This is a genomic window from Agrobacterium sp., assembly GCF_032092815.1.
GTDB lineage: Bacteria > Pseudomonadota > Alphaproteobacteria > Rhizobiales > Rhizobiaceae > Agrobacterium.
Genome location: NZ_DAMDBP010000002.1, coordinates 58,667 through 74,487 on the forward strand (window position 1 = coordinate 58,667; position 15,821 = coordinate 74,487).

Genomic DNA, 15,821 nt, shown 5'->3' on the forward strand with positions numbered 1-15,821 from the left:
GTTTTGTCAGATGCCTCTCTCAAAATCCGCGCCCGTCTAAATGGGCGCGGTTTGAAACGTCCGACCTCAGTTCCAGTCGCGCACATCCACGAAGTGACCGGCAATTGCTGCAGCCGCAGCCATGGCAGGCGACACCAGATGGGTACGGCTCTTGTAGCCCTGACGGCCCTCGAAGTTGCGGTTCGAGGTCGATGCACAACGTTCACCCGGCTTCAAACGGTCGTCATTCATGGCAAGGCACATGGAACAGCCTGGTTCGCGCCACTCAAATCCGGCATCGAGGAAGATCTTGTCGAGACCTTCGGCTTCCGCCTGCTCCTTCACAAGGCCAGAGCCCGGCACGATCATCGCCGAAACGGTTGGCGCAACCTTGCGGCCACCAATCATCGCGGCAGCCGCCCGCAAATCCTCGATACGGCCGTTGGTGCAGGAACCGATAAACACCCGGTCAATGGCAACATCGGTCATTTTGGTGCCTGGCTGCAGGCCCATATATTCCAGAGCGCGCCACTTGGAATTGCGCTTGTTTTCATCGGCAATGTCATCGGGATTCGGAACGATGCCCTGAACCGACACAACATCTTCAGGCGAGGAGCCCCAGGAAACGATTGGCGGCAGGTTTGCACCATCCAGCACGACAATCTTGTCGTAATGTGCGCCTTCGTCCGACTTCAGGGTTTTCCAGTAGGAGATAGCCTGCTCGAGCGTTTCACCTTCCGGCGCACGCGGCTTGCCCTTGATATACTCGAAGGTCGTTTCATCCGGAGCAATCAGACCGGCGCGGGCACCGCCCTCGATCGTCATGTTGCAGACGGTCATGCGACCTTCCATCGACAGCGCCTGAATGGCTTCACCGGCAAATTCGATAACGTGACCGGTACCACCGGCCGTGCCGATTTCACCGATAATCGCCAGAATGATGTCCTTGGCGGTCACGCCTTTCGGAACCTTGCCATCAACACGCACCAGCATGTTCTTGGCCTTTTTCTGGATCAGCGTCTGGGTCGCCAGAACGTGTTCCACTTCCGAGGTACCGATACCATGCGCCAGAGCGCCAAACGCGCCATGCGTCGATGTATGGCTGTCACCGCACACGATGGTCATGCCAGGCAGGGTGAAACCCTGTTCCGGACCAACGATGTGAACGATGCCCTGACGTTTGTCGCGCTCGGAATAATATTCGACACCAAAATCCTTGGCGTTCTGCGCCAGTGCTTCCACCTGGATGCGGCTTTCCTCGTTCTTGATACCTTCAAGACGGTCGGCGGTGGTTGGAACATTGTGGTCCACCACGGCCAGAGTGCGGGTTGGCGAATGCACAGGACGACCAGCCATACGCAGTCCCTCAAAGGCCTGCGGCGACGTCACCTCGTGAACAAGATGACGGTCGATGTAGAGAAGACAGGTTCCATCCGGGTCGCGATTAACGACGTGATCATCCCAGATTTTATCATAAAGGGTGCGGGGTGCGCTCATGGCTCTATCCATTGGATATTGAAAAAGGGAAAATGGGCTTCGCAAAAAGGCTGACAGCCTTGAAGGGCTATCAGGCGAGCGTAAGTCGGCTGTTGAGCGCCCCGGATATACGCGCGAAGAAACGTGCCGGCAGACGCTTATGATCCTGCAGCACGAAAATATTTTGCGCGAGACATCCGAATTTCGATCCCATGGCAATTTCATTAGCAGATTGCGGCTCTCGCTTCAATATCAATGAAGCAGCGCAATTCAGCATCTGCCTTAACCGGCAGGAGTGCGGCGCATCGACTTTTCTATGCGCCGCAGAATAAGCGACAAACCAACCGTCAGGATCAGATAGACGTAAGCAACGATCGAATAGGTCTCGAAAAACCGGAATGATCCTGCCGCATAGACCTTTGCCATCTGGGTAATATCGGTGACCCCGAGCACCGAGACGAGAGAACTGTCCTTCACCATCGACACAAAGTCGTTGGAGAGCGGCGGGAACACCGTTCGGATGGCCTGAGGCAGAATGATCAGCCGGAAGCGCTGGAAGCGGTTCAGACCAAGAGCCTTCGCCGCCTCGATCTGCCCCTCATCAACCGACTGGATGCCCGCGCGGAAGATTTCCGCCAGAAACGAGGCGTAACCGATGGTCAGTGCGATGATTGCCCGCCAGACCAGCGAGAAATCGCGCACCATGACGGGTTCAATCCAGCCTGCCGAGACCAGCGGCGTAATTATCCAATTGTAGAGAGCGACAAGCGCCGGCGCCCCGACAAAGGCAATGTAAAACAGCAAAACCAAGATCGGAATGCCGCGGATCACCTCGATGTAAAACCGGGAGATCTGGCGCAACACCACATGATCAGACAGACCAAGCAGTGCGATGCCAAGGCCGAACAGCAAGGCCAGGGAAAAGGCGGCAAGTGTCACGAAGACCGTGATGCCAATGCCTTTGACGACGGTGGAAAACACCTGCGTGTAGAGATCATTGGCGACAATGGTGATCGCCAGTCCAATTCCGATCAAAACAAGCACAACAAGCCACCACGGAAAGTCCTTTTCCGTGGTGCTGCGTTTGATCACACTCATCTTGTTATGGTCCGCAGAAGAAGGACCACTGCGGGAAAGGCGACGTCACTCATTCGCCAAGCTTGTAGTCAAGGAACCACTTCTTATCGAGCGCAGCAATGGTGCCATCGGCCTTGAGGGCGTCAATGCCTGCATTGATCGGAGCAACGAGGTCCGAGCCCTTTTTGAAGATGAAACCGAAGTCATCGCCGCCCAATGGCTCGCCGATCAGTTTCAGCGTGCCGTTGGATGCCGCAACGTAACCATTGCCAGCCACACCATCCGTTAACACCAGATCGACGTCACCGGTCTTGAGTGCCTGAACACTGGCACCAAAGGTTTCGAGCAGCTTGACGCGCGGGTTCTGTTCGTTGCCATCGAGCACATCATAAACGGCCGTGTAAAACGGTGTTGTACCGGCCTGCGCGCCAACAAGGCCTTTTTCAAAGGCGGCAAAGCTCTTTGCATCGGTGAAGCGGTTTTCGTCTGCCAGCACCAGCATGAACATTTCAGAGCGCATGTAGGGATCGGAGAAATCAACCTTCTCCTTGCGATCGTCCTTGATGCTGATGCCGGTCATGCCAATGTCGTACTGACCATCCGATACCGCCTGGATCATCGCGTCCCAGGAGATGTTCTGGTATTCGACCTTGAAGTTCAGACGTTTTGCGAGCTCGGCAACCGCATCATATTCCCAGCCAATGGCCTTGCCTGATTTTGGGTCGACAAATTGCAATGGCGGGTAAGCGTTTTCCGTCACCACCACGACCGTACGTCCTTTCAGATCGGGCAGATCAGCAGCAAAACCCGTGAAGGGGGCAAGAGTTGCGGCCATGATGCCGGCAAGCAGCGTACGTCTGAAATACATGTCTTTCTCCTGTGGCGGGAGCGGTGAAAATGTCACATTTCAAAGTAGAAAGACAAGCAACAAATTGGCTTGAAATTGACTGGCTTTAAAACGTTCCGGTTAAATCAGTTTCAGGCAACCAGGTGCCTGAACTCGGCAACAACCTGCTCATAGACACCGCGTTTGAACGGCACGATCAGCTCAGGCAGGCTCTCCATCGGCTTCCAGTCCCACGCATCGAATTCCGGATGATTGCCGGTTGGCGGCGGATTGATCGCAATCTCGCTTTCATCGCCGTCAAAACGAAAGGCAAACCAGCGTTGTGCCTGGCCACGGAACTTGCCCTTGAGGCCAATGCCAAGCAGGTGAGGCGGCAGATCGTAATGGATCCAGTCACGCGCCTCGGCCAGCAGGGTGACATTGCGCATGCCGGTTTCTTCGTAAAGCTCGCGAATAGCAGCATTCAACGGCTTTTCACCGTCATCGATACCGCCCTGGGGCATTTGCCACAGTTGCCCGGAGCCATCATATTCGGAGTTCAGTTCAGGAATACGTCGCCCGGCCCAAACCAGACCTTGCGCGTTCAAAACCATAATCCCCGCGCAGGGGCGATAAGGCAAATCTTCAGCCTTGACTGTCATGAATAGTCCCCATGGAAAGCGGCACCCGGTAGCCGCAGCAGCGATCTTTACTGTCCCGGCCTGTCAGAAACAAGCGCCGAAACAGCCACGATCTCAATGCCGCGCGATGTCGCTTCCGACACCCAGTCAGACACGGCAGTGATGCTTTCATCGAATGCCGAGGCAACACCAATGGCAGAGCCGTTGCGGCGGGCCAGACGCTCAAGATCGTCAAGCCGTGTCATGATCGCTGAGCGATTGACCTGCTCATCGATCTGAATGTCCCCAAAGGCATGTGGCATGGCCAAGGTCTTGGCAATCATGCCGGCCTGTGACTGCGCCGAAGAACCGTCATCCAGAAACAGCAGACCACGGTCATTGATGTCGCGTAGAATAGGCTCCAGCATCTTGGCATCCGACATGTAGCGGCCACCGAGATAGTTCATGACACCGGTGTAATTGGTAATCTTGGCCATGGAGCGATGCAGACGCTCCATATTGACCTTCTGGCTATCGCCAACCAGCAAGGTATCGGGACCGGGATTGTTGTTCGGATAACCAAAGGGTTCGAACGGCACCTGCAGCAAAATTTCGTGGCCCTCGCGCCGCGCTTCCTGCATCCATCGCTGCAGGCTGTTGCCGCTGGCGGCAAAGGCAAGAGTAATTTCCGGCGGCAATGTGCGGATGGCGTTCTGGGTGCCGGTCTGGCTGAGCCCAAGCCCGCCGATCACGATGGCAATACGCGTGCCCCGTGCGCCAGACCATGGCCGGGCATATTGCTCCAGCGGACGCAATCCGTCGGCACCGGTCTGTGGCAATTTACCGAAAGCGGAATCTTCGAGCAGTTCCTCATTGGGCATGGTCGCCATGCGTGGATTTTGGCCATAGGTCTGGCCACTCATCAGCACAGGCCCATCACCCTCACGCGGTCGTGGCGAAAATACCGAAACGACATTGCCATCCTGCATCGTCTGATGGCGCACATTGGCACCTGAGCGGCCGCTGCTGACGGGAAGACTGCCATTGTCTTTTTCAGCTGCGGCCGGAGAAGGGGCTTCTGTCTCAACCCGAGCAACGTCGATCGGTGCTTGAACGGTAGAGCCGGGTCGTTCCAGATTGTCAGGGGTAATTGCGGTATAGATCGACAGTCCCAGCACCACACATGCCGCAACGCCTCCGGCAAGAGCAGCAACAGAAAAACGCCGGCTTTTGCCGGCGCTTTCCTTACGATCTTGCCCCAAGGGTTTGCGCAGTTCAGATACCAAAACGCGGCCTATCCCGTATTATTTCATGAAGGGGTAGGGAAAGCGCCGGGAACCCGGCGCCCCTTATTATTGCTTGGTCACAACCGCTTTTTCAGGGTTCGGCGGGAAAGACGGATCCGTCTTGTCGCCACGCAGCAGGTCGAGCGCGTAGTTGAGCTGGATATCATCCTTGGCTTCCGGCGGTACATAGGCTGCAGAACCCGAACCTTCTTCTGTCTCGCTCTGGCCCTGGATGTGACCTGGCAGGCTGGATTCGCCTTCCGAGCGAACGCGACCCTGAAGTTCTTCCGGCAGCGGCTGGTCAACCTTGATATCAGGCTCGATGCCCGTACCCTGGATGGATTTGCCCGACGGCGTGTAATACAGCGCCGTTGTCAAACGCAGCGCACCGGTCTCACCCAGCGGAATGATCGTCTGGACCGAGCCCTTGCCGAAGGAACGCGTACCGACAACCGTGGCACGACGCAGATCCTGCAGCGCACCGGCAACGATTTCCGATGCGGATGCCGAACCACCATTGACCAGCACGATAACCGGCTTGCCATCAGCCAGATCGCCAGCAGTGGCGTTGAAGCGACGGGTTTCTTCCGGATTACGGCCACGGGTCGAAACCACTTCACCTCTTTCAAGGAAGGCGTCGGACACATTGATCGCTTGGTCAAGAAGACCGCCTGGGTTCAGACGAAGGTCAAGCACGTAGCCCTTCAGCTTGTCAGCCGGGACCTCAGCCTTGATCTTCTTGATCGCAGCTTCGAGATCGTCATAGGTCTTTTCGGTAAAGGAGATAACGCGCAGATAACCGACATTATCACCTTCAACACGCGACTTGACGGCCCGAACGGCAATGATGTCACGCATGACAGTGATATCGAGCGGCTTGTCCGCACCCTGACGAATAATCGTCAGCTTGATTGGTGTCTTGACCTCACCGCGCATCTTTTCAACGGCCTGTTCAAGCTTGAGACCACGAACCGGCTGACCATCGATTTCGGAAATGAAGTCGCCAGCCAGAATGCCGGCCTTGGAAGCAGGTGTGTCATCAATTGGCGCGATGACCTTGACCAGTTCGTTCTCCATCGTCACTTCGATGCCGAGACCGCCAAACTCACCCTTGGTCTGGGTACGCATGTCGCTGGCGTCTTGTGCATTGAGGAAGCTGGAATGCGGATCAAGCGAGCTGAGCATGCCGTTAATGGCGTTTTCGACCAGCTTCTTGTCATCCGGTGGCGTTACATATTGTGCGCGTACCCGTTCGAATACGTCACCAAAAATCGACAATTCCTTGTAGGTAGACGGTCCGGCAGCCTGCGCCGGGATGCTCGCAGAATAAATGACGCTCATCGCCGTGGCACCCATGAGACCACCGACAAGCAGAAGCGAAACCTTACGAATCATTGTGCGCCCTTCCGGTATTTTTCGCGGCCCACCAGGGTTGGGAATCAACCGGTACACCGTCTTTTCTGAATTCTATGTAAAGCGTTGGCCTGTCAGTTTCCAGCGCCAATGCTGCTGCACTCGCCACTCTTTTTGCTCCCATGGAAGCAATTGGCTCACCCGAAAACACGAACATCCCCTGCCGGGTTCTGATCGTGTCCATGCCCGTGAGCACGAGATGATAGCCGTCACCTGCGTTGAGAATAATCATTCGGCCATAGCTGCGGAATTCTCCAGCGAAAACAACATACCCGTCTGCGGGGGCTGTTACCAGTGCGCCGGGACCGGTTGCGATCACAACACCGCGAGAGTTATGGCCGGTTCCATCGGCATCGCCGAACTTTCTCAGCACGTCACCCGTTACCGGCATATCCAGTTTGGCCTTCAGACTTGCGAAGGGATATGCGGGCGCAATACGGTTTTTATCGGGCATGCCAGCATCGGCATTTGCCCTTTCGCGCTCGCGCTCATCTTCGGAAAGTCGGCGCACACGCTCTTCTTCGGCACGCATCTTTTCCTGCGCTTCACGAACAGAAAATATTTCGTTTTCCAGAGACGCAACAAGGCTTTCGAGGCTGGTTGCCTTGGAGGCAAGCTCTTCAGAACGTTTGCGTTCTGCTTCCAGATCTGCGGCGGTACGGGTGCCCTGACGATCATTTTCCGCCAGAAGCAGGTCGAGGCGTTTTTCTTCCTCAAGCCGTGCCGTCATCATCGCCGTCAGATCAATACGCTCGCTGGCAATGGCAGTGCGCACATCAGTCAGCGTCTTGAGATCAGCAATCAACTTGTCCGTCTCATGCCGGATACCCGGCACAACCGCACCAAGCAGAATGGCGCTGCGCACGGATGCCAGAGCATCTTCCGGTGAAACAAGCAGGGCAGGCGGTGGATTGCGCCCCATGCGTTGCAAGGCCGCCAGAACCTCTGCCAGAACGCCACGGCGTTCCCTGAGCGAGGCTTTCACGCCATCTTCCTGCTGACCAAGCTTGGCAAGCCGGTCTTCACCATCAGCGATCTTGCCTTCGAGGTCTTTTCTGCGAGAGGCAGAATCAATCAGTTCCTGACGGATACGGCTGCTGTCCTGATTGAGCGCAGCGATGCTTTGTTCCAACTGCCGGGCCTTGTCTTCAGACAGGCCAATACTGTCGACCAGTTCCTGCAAATCTTCACGATTGCGGTCACGTCGTGTTTCGAGATCGGTCAGCTCATCCGGCTTCGCCGGCTGCATGTTTTCAGGCGGAAAGGGGGCAGCCGTTGGTTCCTGCGCAAAAACGGCAGGTATGGCCATGCACAGAGAGACAGCCAGGGCTGCTCCCGCAGAGATGATGCGTGTGGTGTGGCCGCGTTTCCGGTTCATGCCGCTTTCTGGAAAATCAAAATCAAGCGATCAACATACTCTGCTTCGGGATCGCCAGCCAACTACATCCTGTCATTCAGGCAACACAAAGGCGTGTTTCTTCATACCCTGTGGTAAGGATGTCCCGAAAGAATGGTGACGGCCCGGTAAAGCTGCTCGGCGATCAATATTCGTACCAGTTGATGTGGCCAGGTGAGTTTGCCGAGGCACAATACCGCAGAAGCCTTCTCATAAAGAGCAGGGTCAAGACCGTCGGCACCGCCGATGGCAATCACCAGGTCCCTTTTGCCGCCATCACGCAGATTGCCGATGGCATCGGCAAAGGCCGGGCTATCAAGCGCTTTGCCCCGCTCATCCAGCAAGATGAGGGCTGCGCCGTCTGTCAGATGTTTTTCAAGAAGTGCTGCTTCTTCCCGCTTGCGGGTTTCGGCGTTTGACGCACGGCTTTCAGCAACTTCGATCACGCGCGAAAATTCAAGGCCGATCGCCGGCCCACTTTTGGCAAAACGGTCGAGATAACGCGACGCAAGATCCTTCTCAGGACCGGATTTGAGCCGCCCCACCGCAAAAATCGCAACCCGCATGCCCGCTCCACATTGTTTGATAATCAACGGTAGCAAGGGTCAGAACGCTGAACAATGACATGACCGCGGAATTTTTCCGGCCAGACGCCCATCGTCCGGCCGCTGATGACGACACTCAAGAAACCTCCAGGTCTGAAATCGAGTTCAGAGGGAGCTTTCGTTCAGTGCAGCGTTTCTTCCTCGATATCCGGCGTCGCCCACATCTTTTCGATGTTGTAGAACACACGAATTTCCGGACGAAACACATGCACGATAATGTCACCCGTGTCGATCAGAACCCAATCACCGGTTTCCAGCCCTTCTACGCGGGAGTTACGGAAACCATCATCCTTGAGGTCTGAAATGAGGTGTTCACAAATAGCCGAGACATGCCTGCTCGATCGCCCGGAAACTACGACCATGTAGTCCGCGAGCGCCGATTTCCCGGCAATATTCAAGGTAACGATATCTTCTGCCTTGGAGTCATCGAGGCTGGCGATGACGGTTTCGAGGGCAAGTCTGGCGGCATCGGCGCCGCTGTCATGACCCTTCGGGATAGCAACGGATGCTCTTCCCTTGGCGTGTACTGTTGTCAGAGGTTGTGTCCTTTCCATAAATGACAAAACAGGCACAAAACGAACCGATTCTTTTTTCGATCCGCCTTATGAAGGTGGCATCAAAGCCACCGGTTTTCAAGGGATTGCTCAGATCACCTTTTATCTCTTCACTGAATTGCGCAGTGCAGTCGAACTCAAGGTGGAACGGGGGCCGTGGACAAAGGTCCAGGCCGGAGCGCGCTTGGTCCACAACACGCCGGCATCATCTTCATCGACGCGCGCATGGCTGTAGGCCTGCGCCATGGTGGACGACAAATAGGACAGGGTGGCACCCGGCCGGTCGATAACCGCAATCGGGAATGTGCCGGCAATATCGTGCCATTTCTGCCAGCGGTGAAAACTCTTTAGATTGTCTGCCCCCATGATCCAGATGAACCGCACACCGGGGTTTCGCGCCTTGATCTTCTTGAGCGTATTGGCGGTGTAGCTGACACCAAATGACTTCTCAAACGCTGTGATCTTGATGCGCGGATCATGGACCAGTCTTTCACAGGCACTGATGCGCTCGGAAAGTGGTGCCAGTTCCTTATGGTTCTTGAGCGGGTTACCAGGGGTTACCATCCACCAGAGTTGATCAAGACCCAAACGACGCAGGGCAATTTCCGCGACAAGCGCATGCCCGCCATGCGGAGGGTTGAAAGACCCGCCAAACAGGCCCACCACCATGCCGCGCTCCACATGCGGCATGGTCAGATAGCGCCGGTTGACAGGGTCTGCGATCAAAACATCAGGTCCGTATCTGCCCGGTGCCATGCACGCGATATTTGAACGATGTCAGTTGCTCGACCCCGACAGGGCCACGCGCATGCATCTTGCCCGTGGCAATGCCGATTTCCGCACCCATGCCAAACTCACCGCCATCGGCAAACTGTGTCGAGGCATTGTGTAACAGAATGGCCGAATCGATCTCGTTGAAGAACCGTTCGACAACCGCACCGTCTTCGGCAATCACCGCTTCGGTGTGATTGGAGGAATAGGTGCTGATATGTTCGATGGCACCGGAAATTCCATCCACCAGGCGGACCGAGATGATCGCATCGAGATATTCGGTGCGCCAGTCTTCCTCCGTGGCGGCTTTCACGCCAGAAACGGCCTTTTCAACGGCTTCAGAGCCGCGAACTTCACAACCAGCCTCCAGCAGAACCTTGACCAGCGGCTCCAGATGCGTGGCAGCAACGGCCTCGTCGACCAGCAGGGTCTCGGCAGCACCACAAATGCCCGTCCGGCGCATCTTGGCGTTGACAACGATCCGCTTGGCCATTTCGAGATCAGCCGACTTGTCGACGTAGATGTGGCAGATGCCTTCCAGATGCGCAAAAACCGGTACTCGGGCCTCTGTCTGTACCCGTGAAACAAGGCTTTTTCCGCCACGAGGCACAATCACATCCACCGTACCATTGAGGCCACCCAAAAGCGCGCCAACGGCTGCACGGTCCGCCACCGGAACAAGCTGGATGGCATGTTCAGGCAGGCCGGCAATCTTCAAACCTTCAACCAGGCAGGCATGAATAGCCTGCGAGGAATGCAGCGAGTCCGAACCGCCACGCAGGATAACCGCGTTGCCAGCCTTGAGGCAAAGCGCGCCAGCATCCGCTGTCACATTGGGACGGCTTTCATAGATCACGCCGATGACACCCAGCGGCGTGCGAACCCGTTCGATCTGCAAACCATTCGGGCGATCCCAGGCAGCAATGACCTGGCCGACAGGATCTGCAAGCCCGGCAATGGCACGAATACCCTCGGCAATCCCGGCAATACGGGCGTCATCAAGGGTGAGGCGATCCATAAAGGAGGCAGCAAGGCCTGCCTTTTTACCAGCCTCCAGGTCTTTGGCATTGGCCTGCAGAATCTTGTCTTTCGATGCCTCGATCGCAGACGCCATAGCCAGCAACGCACGGTTTTTCTGATCCGTGGTTGCCACGGAAAGCGGTCGTGCAGCAGCTTTCGCCTGAAGACCGATCGTATTCATCAGTCCATCAATATCAGGGCTACGGCTCACGGCCTGCTCAGGCATGGATTTCATCCTTTTTTACGGCTGCTACGGTCACACTTGCGCCGGTCATTACCAGATCGTCGCGATGGATCATGGCGGAACGACCGACATAACCCAGAATGGCTTCAATTTCCGAGGACTTGTGTCCAGTAATCTGACGGGCTTCTTCGGCATCGTAACCGGCAAGGCCACGGGCGATTTCGCGCCCATCCACACCGATGATGGCCACGGCATCACCACGTCCAAAATTACCGCTGATACGCCGAACACCGGCAGGCAGCAGACTTTTGCCTGCATACAACGCGGTCTGCGCACCGGCATCAACATGCAGTTCGCCAGCGGGCTGCAACTGCCCGGCAATCCAGGTCTTGCGCGCCGTCACCGGTGTACCGGACGGTGCAAACCACGAAGACCGAGCCCCGGCATCGATGGCCCGAAGCGGATTCAGTGTCTTGCCGGAAGCGATAATCATGCCGCAGCCTGCAGCCGTCGCAATCTTGCCAGCATCAATCTTGGTGCGCATGCCGCCACGCGACAATTCAGACGCTGCACCACCTGCCATTGCCTCGATTTCAGGCGTGATGGCGGCAATACTCTCGAGAAACCTGGCGTCGGGATCAAGATGTGGCGGAGCTGTATAAAGCCCGTCAATATCCGACAACAGCACCAGGAGATCGGCACCGGTCATTGTTGCAACACGTGCTGCCAGACGATCATTGTCGCCATAGCGGATTTCGGTGGTCGCAACGGTATCGTTTTCGTTGATGATCGGAATGGAGCCGATCTTGAGCAGCTGGTTGATGGTTGCACGAGCATTGAGATAACGCCGACGTTCTTCCGTATCAGACAAGGTCAGCAAGATCTGACCTGCAATGATGTCATGCCGGGAAAGGCTTTCAGACCATGCACGGGCCAGAGCAATCTGGCCAACGGCTGCCGCAGCCTGGCTTTCTTCCAGCTTCAATGCGCCGGAGGGCAAACCAAGCACTGTTCGTCCCAGTGCGATAGCGCCCGATGATACTACCTGGACATCCGCGCCTTTGGCTTTCAGCGCGGCAATGTCCTCACAAATCGCGTCCAACCAGTCTTTTTTTAAGCCACTCTTACGGTCGACAAGCAGCGCAGAACCGATCTTGATGACGATGCGGTGATGGCTTGAAACAGGCTTGCGCGATGCGCTCATAACCGGTCGTCTCCATCATCCTCAGCGCTGTTATCCTTGATCGGCATGGAGCGGTCTGGCAGCGCCGTTTCACCACCTGCTGCAGAAACGATAATATCACGCAAGGAACGCAGCACTTCCGTCATACCGGAATGCGTGGCGGCTGAGATGAGAAGCGGCGGACGTCCGCAGGCTTTCTCCAGCTCCTTCGCCTTTTTCTTCAGTTCTTTTTCATCGAGAACGTCGATCTGCGAAAGCGCAACAATCTCGGCCTTGTCGGTCAATCCGCCGCCATAGGCTTCAAGCTCAGCCTTGACAGTCTTGTAAGCTTGGCCAACTTTCTCTTCCTGTGCCGAAACCAGATGCAGCAATACGCGTGTACGCTCGACGTGACCGAGGAAACGATCACCGATGCCAACACCTTCGTGGGCGCCTTCAATCAAGCCCGGAATGTCGGCCAGCACGAATTCACGGCCATCAATGGTGGCAACGCCAAGATTGGGGTGCAGGGTGGTGAAGGGATAATTTGCAATCTTCGGACGCGCACGGGTAACTGTTGCCAGGAAGGTGGACTTGCCGGCATTTGGCAAACCGACCAGACCAGCATCAGCGATCAGCTTCAGACGCAGCCAGATGGTTTTTTCTTCGCCAGGCAGACCAGGATTTGCCCAGGTCGGAGCCTGATTGGTCGAGGATTTGAAATAGGCATTGCCGAAACCGCCATTACCACCGGCGGCCAGACGGAAACGCTGGCCTTCCTTGGTCAGGTCGGCAATCAGCGTTTCATTGTCTTCTTCAAAAATCTGCGTACCTACCGGCACTTTCAACGTTACGTCGGAACCCTTGGCACCGGTACGGGTCTTGCCCATGCCGTGCTGGCCGATCGACGCCTTGAAATGCTGCTGGAAACGGAAATCGATCAGTGTATTGAGACCGTTGACCACTTCCACCCAGACGTCACCGCCACGTCCGCCGTCACCGCCATCCGGGCCGCCGAACTCAATGAACTTTTCACGCCGGAAGGATACGGCACCTGCACCGCCATCACCGGACTTGATATAGACTTTCGCTTCATCGAGAAATTTCATTGTAGTGCCGTTCTGTCAGCCGTTTACGCAACATTGCTTTTGTCGCTTGGAATATAGGCGCTTTGCCCGCACGTCAAAGATTATCGTGACGGGCAGTGCCGTGTAAAACAAGGCCGGCTTCGCACGAAACCGGCCTCATGTCTGGTTATCTCGGTCGTGCAGGCACGAAATCCTCCACGCGCAACACGGTATCCAGATGGGGAACCATGGCTGCACGGGACACGGCATATGTCTCATGGCAGCCGGTAATCCGGAAACCGAGTTTCTCCTGCACCCGCAAGGAGGCAGGGTTGTCAGCAAACACACCGGAATGCAGCGTTGCATCCGGCATGCGGCGGAAAAACCGCTCGATGACGCCGCTGACCGCCTCGCTCATGTAACCCTTGCCCCAGTAGAAGCGGTTGAGCCAATAACCGAGGTGCCATTCACCATGCCGGAACTCCACCGACACGACACCGATCAGGGTATCGTCATCGCAGGTAATGGCGAAATCCCAGTCCGGCAACGTGCCCGAGGTCCGCAGGATCAGCCATTCCAGGGCATCCTGCCTGTAATAGGGGGCAGGCACTCTGGCCAGCATGCGTGTTACCGCAAAATCGCTGAGCGATTCTGCAATGCTGCCCGCATCGGCAAGGCGCTGCGGACGCAGCACCAGCCGGCGCGTCTGGATCGTCGGGCAGGGGCCCGGAGGGGGTGCCGTCTCAACCTGTCGGCTTCGCAACAGTTCAGCGCTTGTCATCGCATATCCCCCCAGCTTCTGAGAGAAACCCAGGTCTTGCGATCCAGCCGGAACCATTCAACCGGAACCATGCCGCCAAGCGCCAGAGAGCCAACCATGCCGGAACTCTGGAACTGGAAACCGCACTTCTGGATAACACGGCGCGATGCGACATTGGTGACCCGGCAACGTGCATCGATGAATTCGATGTCACGGGTGCGAAACGCCATGTCGATCAAGGCATGCGCTGCCTCCGTGGTATAGCCCTGGTTCCAGTAGGGTTCACCCAGCCAATAACCAAGTTCCACGGTTGCGGGATCATCCGGGTCGGGCTCCAGACCGCAGCACCCCATAAACTCGCCATTGTCCATGCGGGTAATCGCATAGACGCACTTGCCAATCTCGCCAGCTTTCGTACGTCGCACAAAATCAGCGGCATCTTTGGCCGTATATGGGTGCGGCATACGCGACACCATGGTCGCAATATTGGCGTTGTTGGCGAGATGGGCAAGGGCGTCAATGTCTTCTTCGTGTGGCGCGCGCAAAACGAGTCGTTGCGATAACAAGACAGGGCAATCGGTCCTTGACCGTTGCGGCCTCAGCCGTTCTTCGGGTGACCGCGACTGGTCAACCCTGATCAATTCATCCTGCATGGTTCAGTCCTCCTGTTGGGATAAAGAAAAAGGGGAGATGGGTAGTGCCCCATCTCCCCTGTTTTCTGACTGAACCTTAAGCGTCAGCCGGGTCGATGAGACACCGGCTGCATATAACGCTTACCGGCTTATTCCGCGGCTTCCGCTTTCGGTGCCACAGACACGTATACGCGGCCGTTAGCCTTCGTACGGAAGGATACGTTACCGGCGGTCAGCGCAAAAATCGTGTGGTCCTTGCCGAGGCCAACATTGGCGCCCGGATGCCACTGCGTGCCACGCTGGCGCAGGATAATGTTGCCTGGAATGACAGCTTCGCCGCCGAACTTCTTTACGCCAAGGCGCTTGGAATTCGAATCGCGACCGTTACGCGATGAACCGCCAGCTTTTTTGTGTGCCATTGGAGTGCTCCTTTAAAACCTAGTTTCCCGTGACGCGCCGATTAGGCAGCAACGATGTCCGTGATACGAACAACAGTGTGATGCTGACGATGACCGCGAATACGCTTCGAGTTCTGACGACGACGCTTCTTGAAGGACAGAACCTTCTTGCCGCGGTTGTGTTCAACAACTTCAGCCTTGACGGTCGCGCCCTTTACGAAGGGTGCACCGAACTTTGCGTCAGCGCCTTCGCCGATAACGAGAACTTCGGTGAATTCTACAGTTGCGCCAGCTTCGACTTCCAGCTTTTCGATGGTCAGTACGTCGTTGGCGGCCACGCGGTACTGCTTACCGCCGGTCTTGATGACTGCGAACATTTTTTATCCTTTCATGTTCGTTCCGGCTCTGATCACTTGAAACCAAGTGTCCGGCCGTCTTTTTATCAGTCGGAGTAGTGAAAACCCTGAGCCATATGGCGTCAAAATCCTCACCGGTGAAGCCTGCCCGAATAGGCAGAAGCAAACAGAAGGCGCATTACGCCCCTTCAATTCGCGTGCCGAGATACTTGAGCACCTTTGATCTGTCAAGGCACAAA

General features: G+C 56.2%; 17 protein-coding genes. All 17 read right to left on the bottom strand.

Annotation, left to right across the window (positions count from 1 at the left end; translation table 11 throughout):
* Positions 1 to 66: 66 nt before the first annotated feature.
* Entirely contained in the window at positions 67 to 1,476 is a 1,410-nt protein-coding gene (gene leuC, locus RT613_RS01220) for a 3-isopropylmalate dehydratase large subunit (RefSeq protein ID WP_313612319.1), read from the bottom strand.
* A 261-nt stretch (positions 1,477 to 1,737) separates the two neighbouring features.
* Positions 1,738 to 2,553, bottom strand: coding sequence for an amino acid ABC transporter permease (locus RT613_RS01225; protein ID WP_313612320.1), 816 nt, complete (start codon positions 2,551 to 2,553; stop codon positions 1,738 to 1,740).
* Between the two features lie 49 nt (positions 2,554 to 2,602).
* Positions 2,603 to 3,400 (bottom strand): transporter substrate-binding domain-containing protein, encoded by a 798-nt coding sequence (locus tag RT613_RS01230; RefSeq protein WP_313612321.1) that lies wholly within the window; start codon positions 3,398 to 3,400, stop codon positions 2,603 to 2,605.
* Positions 3,401 to 3,510: 110 nt separating this feature from the next.
* Entirely contained in the window at positions 3,511 to 4,020 is a 510-nt protein-coding gene (locus RT613_RS01235; RefSeq protein ID WP_313612322.1) for an RNA pyrophosphohydrolase, read from the bottom strand.
* A 47-nt stretch (positions 4,021 to 4,067) separates the two neighbouring features.
* Positions 4,068 to 5,264: a divergent polysaccharide deacetylase family protein gene (locus RT613_RS01240; RefSeq protein WP_313612323.1), complete on the bottom strand. Its 1,197-nt coding sequence runs from the start codon at positions 5,262 to 5,264 to the stop codon at positions 4,068 to 4,070.
* Positions 5,265 to 5,330: 66 nt separating this feature from the next.
* A complete protein-coding gene (locus tag RT613_RS01245) occupies positions 5,331 to 6,659 on the bottom strand; it encodes a S41 family peptidase (RefSeq protein ID WP_313612325.1) in 1,329 nt (442 codons plus the stop codon).
* Positions 6,649 to 8,055: a murein hydrolase activator EnvC gene (locus RT613_RS01250; protein ID WP_313612327.1), complete on the bottom strand. Its 1,407-nt coding sequence runs from the start codon at positions 8,053 to 8,055 to the stop codon at positions 6,649 to 6,651. Before RT613_RS01250 ends, RT613_RS01245 begins: the two co-directional genes overlap by 11 nt.
* Before the next feature lie 101 nt (positions 8,056 to 8,156).
* The gene (rlmH, locus tag RT613_RS01255; protein WP_192490532.1) at positions 8,157 to 8,639 is read right to left on the bottom strand and encodes a 23S rRNA (pseudouridine(1915)-N(3))-methyltransferase RlmH; all 483 of its coding nucleotides are present in this window, start codon (positions 8,637 to 8,639) and stop codon (positions 8,157 to 8,159) included.
* A 161-nt stretch (positions 8,640 to 8,800) separates the two neighbouring features.
* Positions 8,801 to 9,232 carry a ribosome silencing factor gene (gene rsfS, locus RT613_RS01260; protein ID WP_313612330.1) on the bottom strand — a complete coding sequence of 144 codons (432 nt, stop codon included), beginning with the start codon at positions 9,230 to 9,232 and terminating at the stop codon, positions 8,801 to 8,803.
* Between the two features lie 102 nt (positions 9,233 to 9,334).
* Entirely contained in the window at positions 9,335 to 9,988 is a 654-nt protein-coding gene (locus RT613_RS01265) for a nicotinate-nucleotide adenylyltransferase (RefSeq protein ID WP_313612332.1), read from the bottom strand.
* Positions 9,963 to 11,249: a glutamate-5-semialdehyde dehydrogenase gene (locus RT613_RS01270; protein ID WP_313612334.1), complete on the bottom strand. Its 1,287-nt coding sequence runs from the start codon at positions 11,247 to 11,249 to the stop codon at positions 9,963 to 9,965. Before RT613_RS01270 ends, RT613_RS01265 begins: the two co-directional genes overlap by 26 nt.
* Positions 11,242 to 12,411: a glutamate 5-kinase gene (gene proB / locus RT613_RS01275; protein WP_313612335.1), complete on the bottom strand. Its 1,170-nt coding sequence runs from the start codon at positions 12,409 to 12,411 to the stop codon at positions 11,242 to 11,244. Before proB ends, RT613_RS01270 begins: the two co-directional genes overlap by 8 nt.
* Positions 12,408 to 13,478, bottom strand: a complete 1,071-nt coding sequence (gene obgE, locus RT613_RS01280; RefSeq protein ID WP_313612337.1) for a GTPase ObgE — start codon at positions 13,476 to 13,478, stop codon at positions 12,408 to 12,410. The genes proB and obgE overlap by 4 nt, the downstream gene beginning before the upstream one ends.
* Positions 13,479 to 13,623: 145 nt before the next feature.
* Positions 13,624 to 14,217, bottom strand: a complete 594-nt coding sequence (locus tag RT613_RS01285) for a GNAT family N-acetyltransferase (RefSeq protein ID WP_313612338.1) — start codon at positions 14,215 to 14,217, stop codon at positions 13,624 to 13,626.
* Positions 14,214 to 14,849: a GNAT family N-acetyltransferase gene (locus RT613_RS01290; protein WP_313612340.1), complete on the bottom strand. Its 636-nt coding sequence runs from the start codon at positions 14,847 to 14,849 to the stop codon at positions 14,214 to 14,216. Before RT613_RS01290 ends, RT613_RS01285 begins: the two co-directional genes overlap by 4 nt.
* 128 nt (positions 14,850 to 14,977) lie before the next feature.
* Positions 14,978 to 15,247, bottom strand: coding sequence for a 50S ribosomal protein L27 (gene rpmA / locus RT613_RS01295; RefSeq protein WP_313612342.1), 270 nt, complete (start codon positions 15,245 to 15,247; stop codon positions 14,978 to 14,980).
* Positions 15,248 to 15,288: 41 nt separating this feature from the next.
* Positions 15,289 to 15,603 (bottom strand): 50S ribosomal protein L21, encoded by a 315-nt coding sequence (gene rplU, locus RT613_RS01300; RefSeq protein ID WP_313612344.1) that lies wholly within the window; start codon positions 15,601 to 15,603, stop codon positions 15,289 to 15,291.
* Positions 15,604 to 15,821 lie beyond the last annotated feature (218 nt).

What these genes read in the sequence shown, in the direction of transcription:
- leuC (WP_313612319.1), bottom strand. Translation starts at nt 1,476, where the DNA reads ATGAGCGCACCCCGCACCCTTTATGATAAAATCTGGGATGATCACGTC.
- RT613_RS01230 (WP_313612321.1), bottom strand. Translation starts at nt 3,400, where the DNA reads ATGTATTTCAGACGTACGCTGCTTGCCGGCATCATGGCCGCAACTCTT.
- rplU (WP_313612344.1), bottom strand. Translation starts at nt 15,603, where the DNA reads ATGTTCGCAGTCATCAAGACCGGCGGTAAGCAGTACCGCGTGGCCGCC.
- proB (WP_313612335.1), bottom strand. Translation starts at nt 12,411, where the DNA reads ATGAGCGCATCGCGCAAGCCTGTTTCAAGCCATCACCGCATCGTCATC.
- RT613_RS01290 (WP_313612340.1), bottom strand. Translation starts at nt 14,849, where the DNA reads ATGCAGGATGAATTGATCAGGGTTGACCAGTCGCGGTCACCCGAAGAA.
- rlmH (WP_192490532.1), bottom strand. Translation starts at nt 8,639, where the DNA reads ATGCGGGTTGCGATTTTTGCGGTGGGGCGGCTCAAATCCGGTCCTGAG.
- RT613_RS01225 (WP_313612320.1), bottom strand. Translation starts at nt 2,553, where the DNA reads ATGAGTGTGATCAAACGCAGCACCACGGAAAAGGACTTTCCGTGGTGG.
- RT613_RS01245 (WP_313612325.1), bottom strand. Translation starts at nt 6,659, where the DNA reads ATGATTCGTAAGGTTTCGCTTCTGCTTGTCGGTGGTCTCATGGGTGCC.
- obgE (WP_313612337.1), bottom strand. Translation starts at nt 13,478, where the DNA reads ATGAAATTTCTCGATGAAGCGAAAGTCTATATCAAGTCCGGTGATGGC.
- RT613_RS01270 (WP_313612334.1), bottom strand. Translation starts at nt 11,249, where the DNA reads ATGCCTGAGCAGGCCGTGAGCCGTAGCCCTGATATTGATGGACTGATG.
- RT613_RS01235 (WP_313612322.1), bottom strand. Translation starts at nt 4,020, where the DNA reads ATGACAGTCAAGGCTGAAGATTTGCCTTATCGCCCCTGCGCGGGGATT.
- rpmA (WP_313612342.1), bottom strand. Translation starts at nt 15,247, where the DNA reads ATGGCACACAAAAAAGCTGGCGGTTCATCGCGTAACGGTCGCGATTCG.
- RT613_RS01265 (WP_313612332.1), bottom strand. Translation starts at nt 9,988, where the DNA reads ATGGCACCGGGCAGATACGGACCTGATGTTTTGATCGCAGACCCTGTC.
- RT613_RS01250 (WP_313612327.1), bottom strand. Translation starts at nt 8,055, where the DNA reads ATGAACCGGAAACGCGGCCACACCACACGCATCATCTCTGCGGGAGCA.
- RT613_RS01285 (WP_313612338.1), bottom strand. Translation starts at nt 14,217, where the DNA reads ATGACAAGCGCTGAACTGTTGCGAAGCCGACAGGTTGAGACGGCACCC.
- rsfS (WP_313612330.1), bottom strand. Translation starts at nt 9,232, where the DNA reads ATGGAAAGGACACAACCTCTGACAACAGTACACGCCAAGGGAAGAGCA.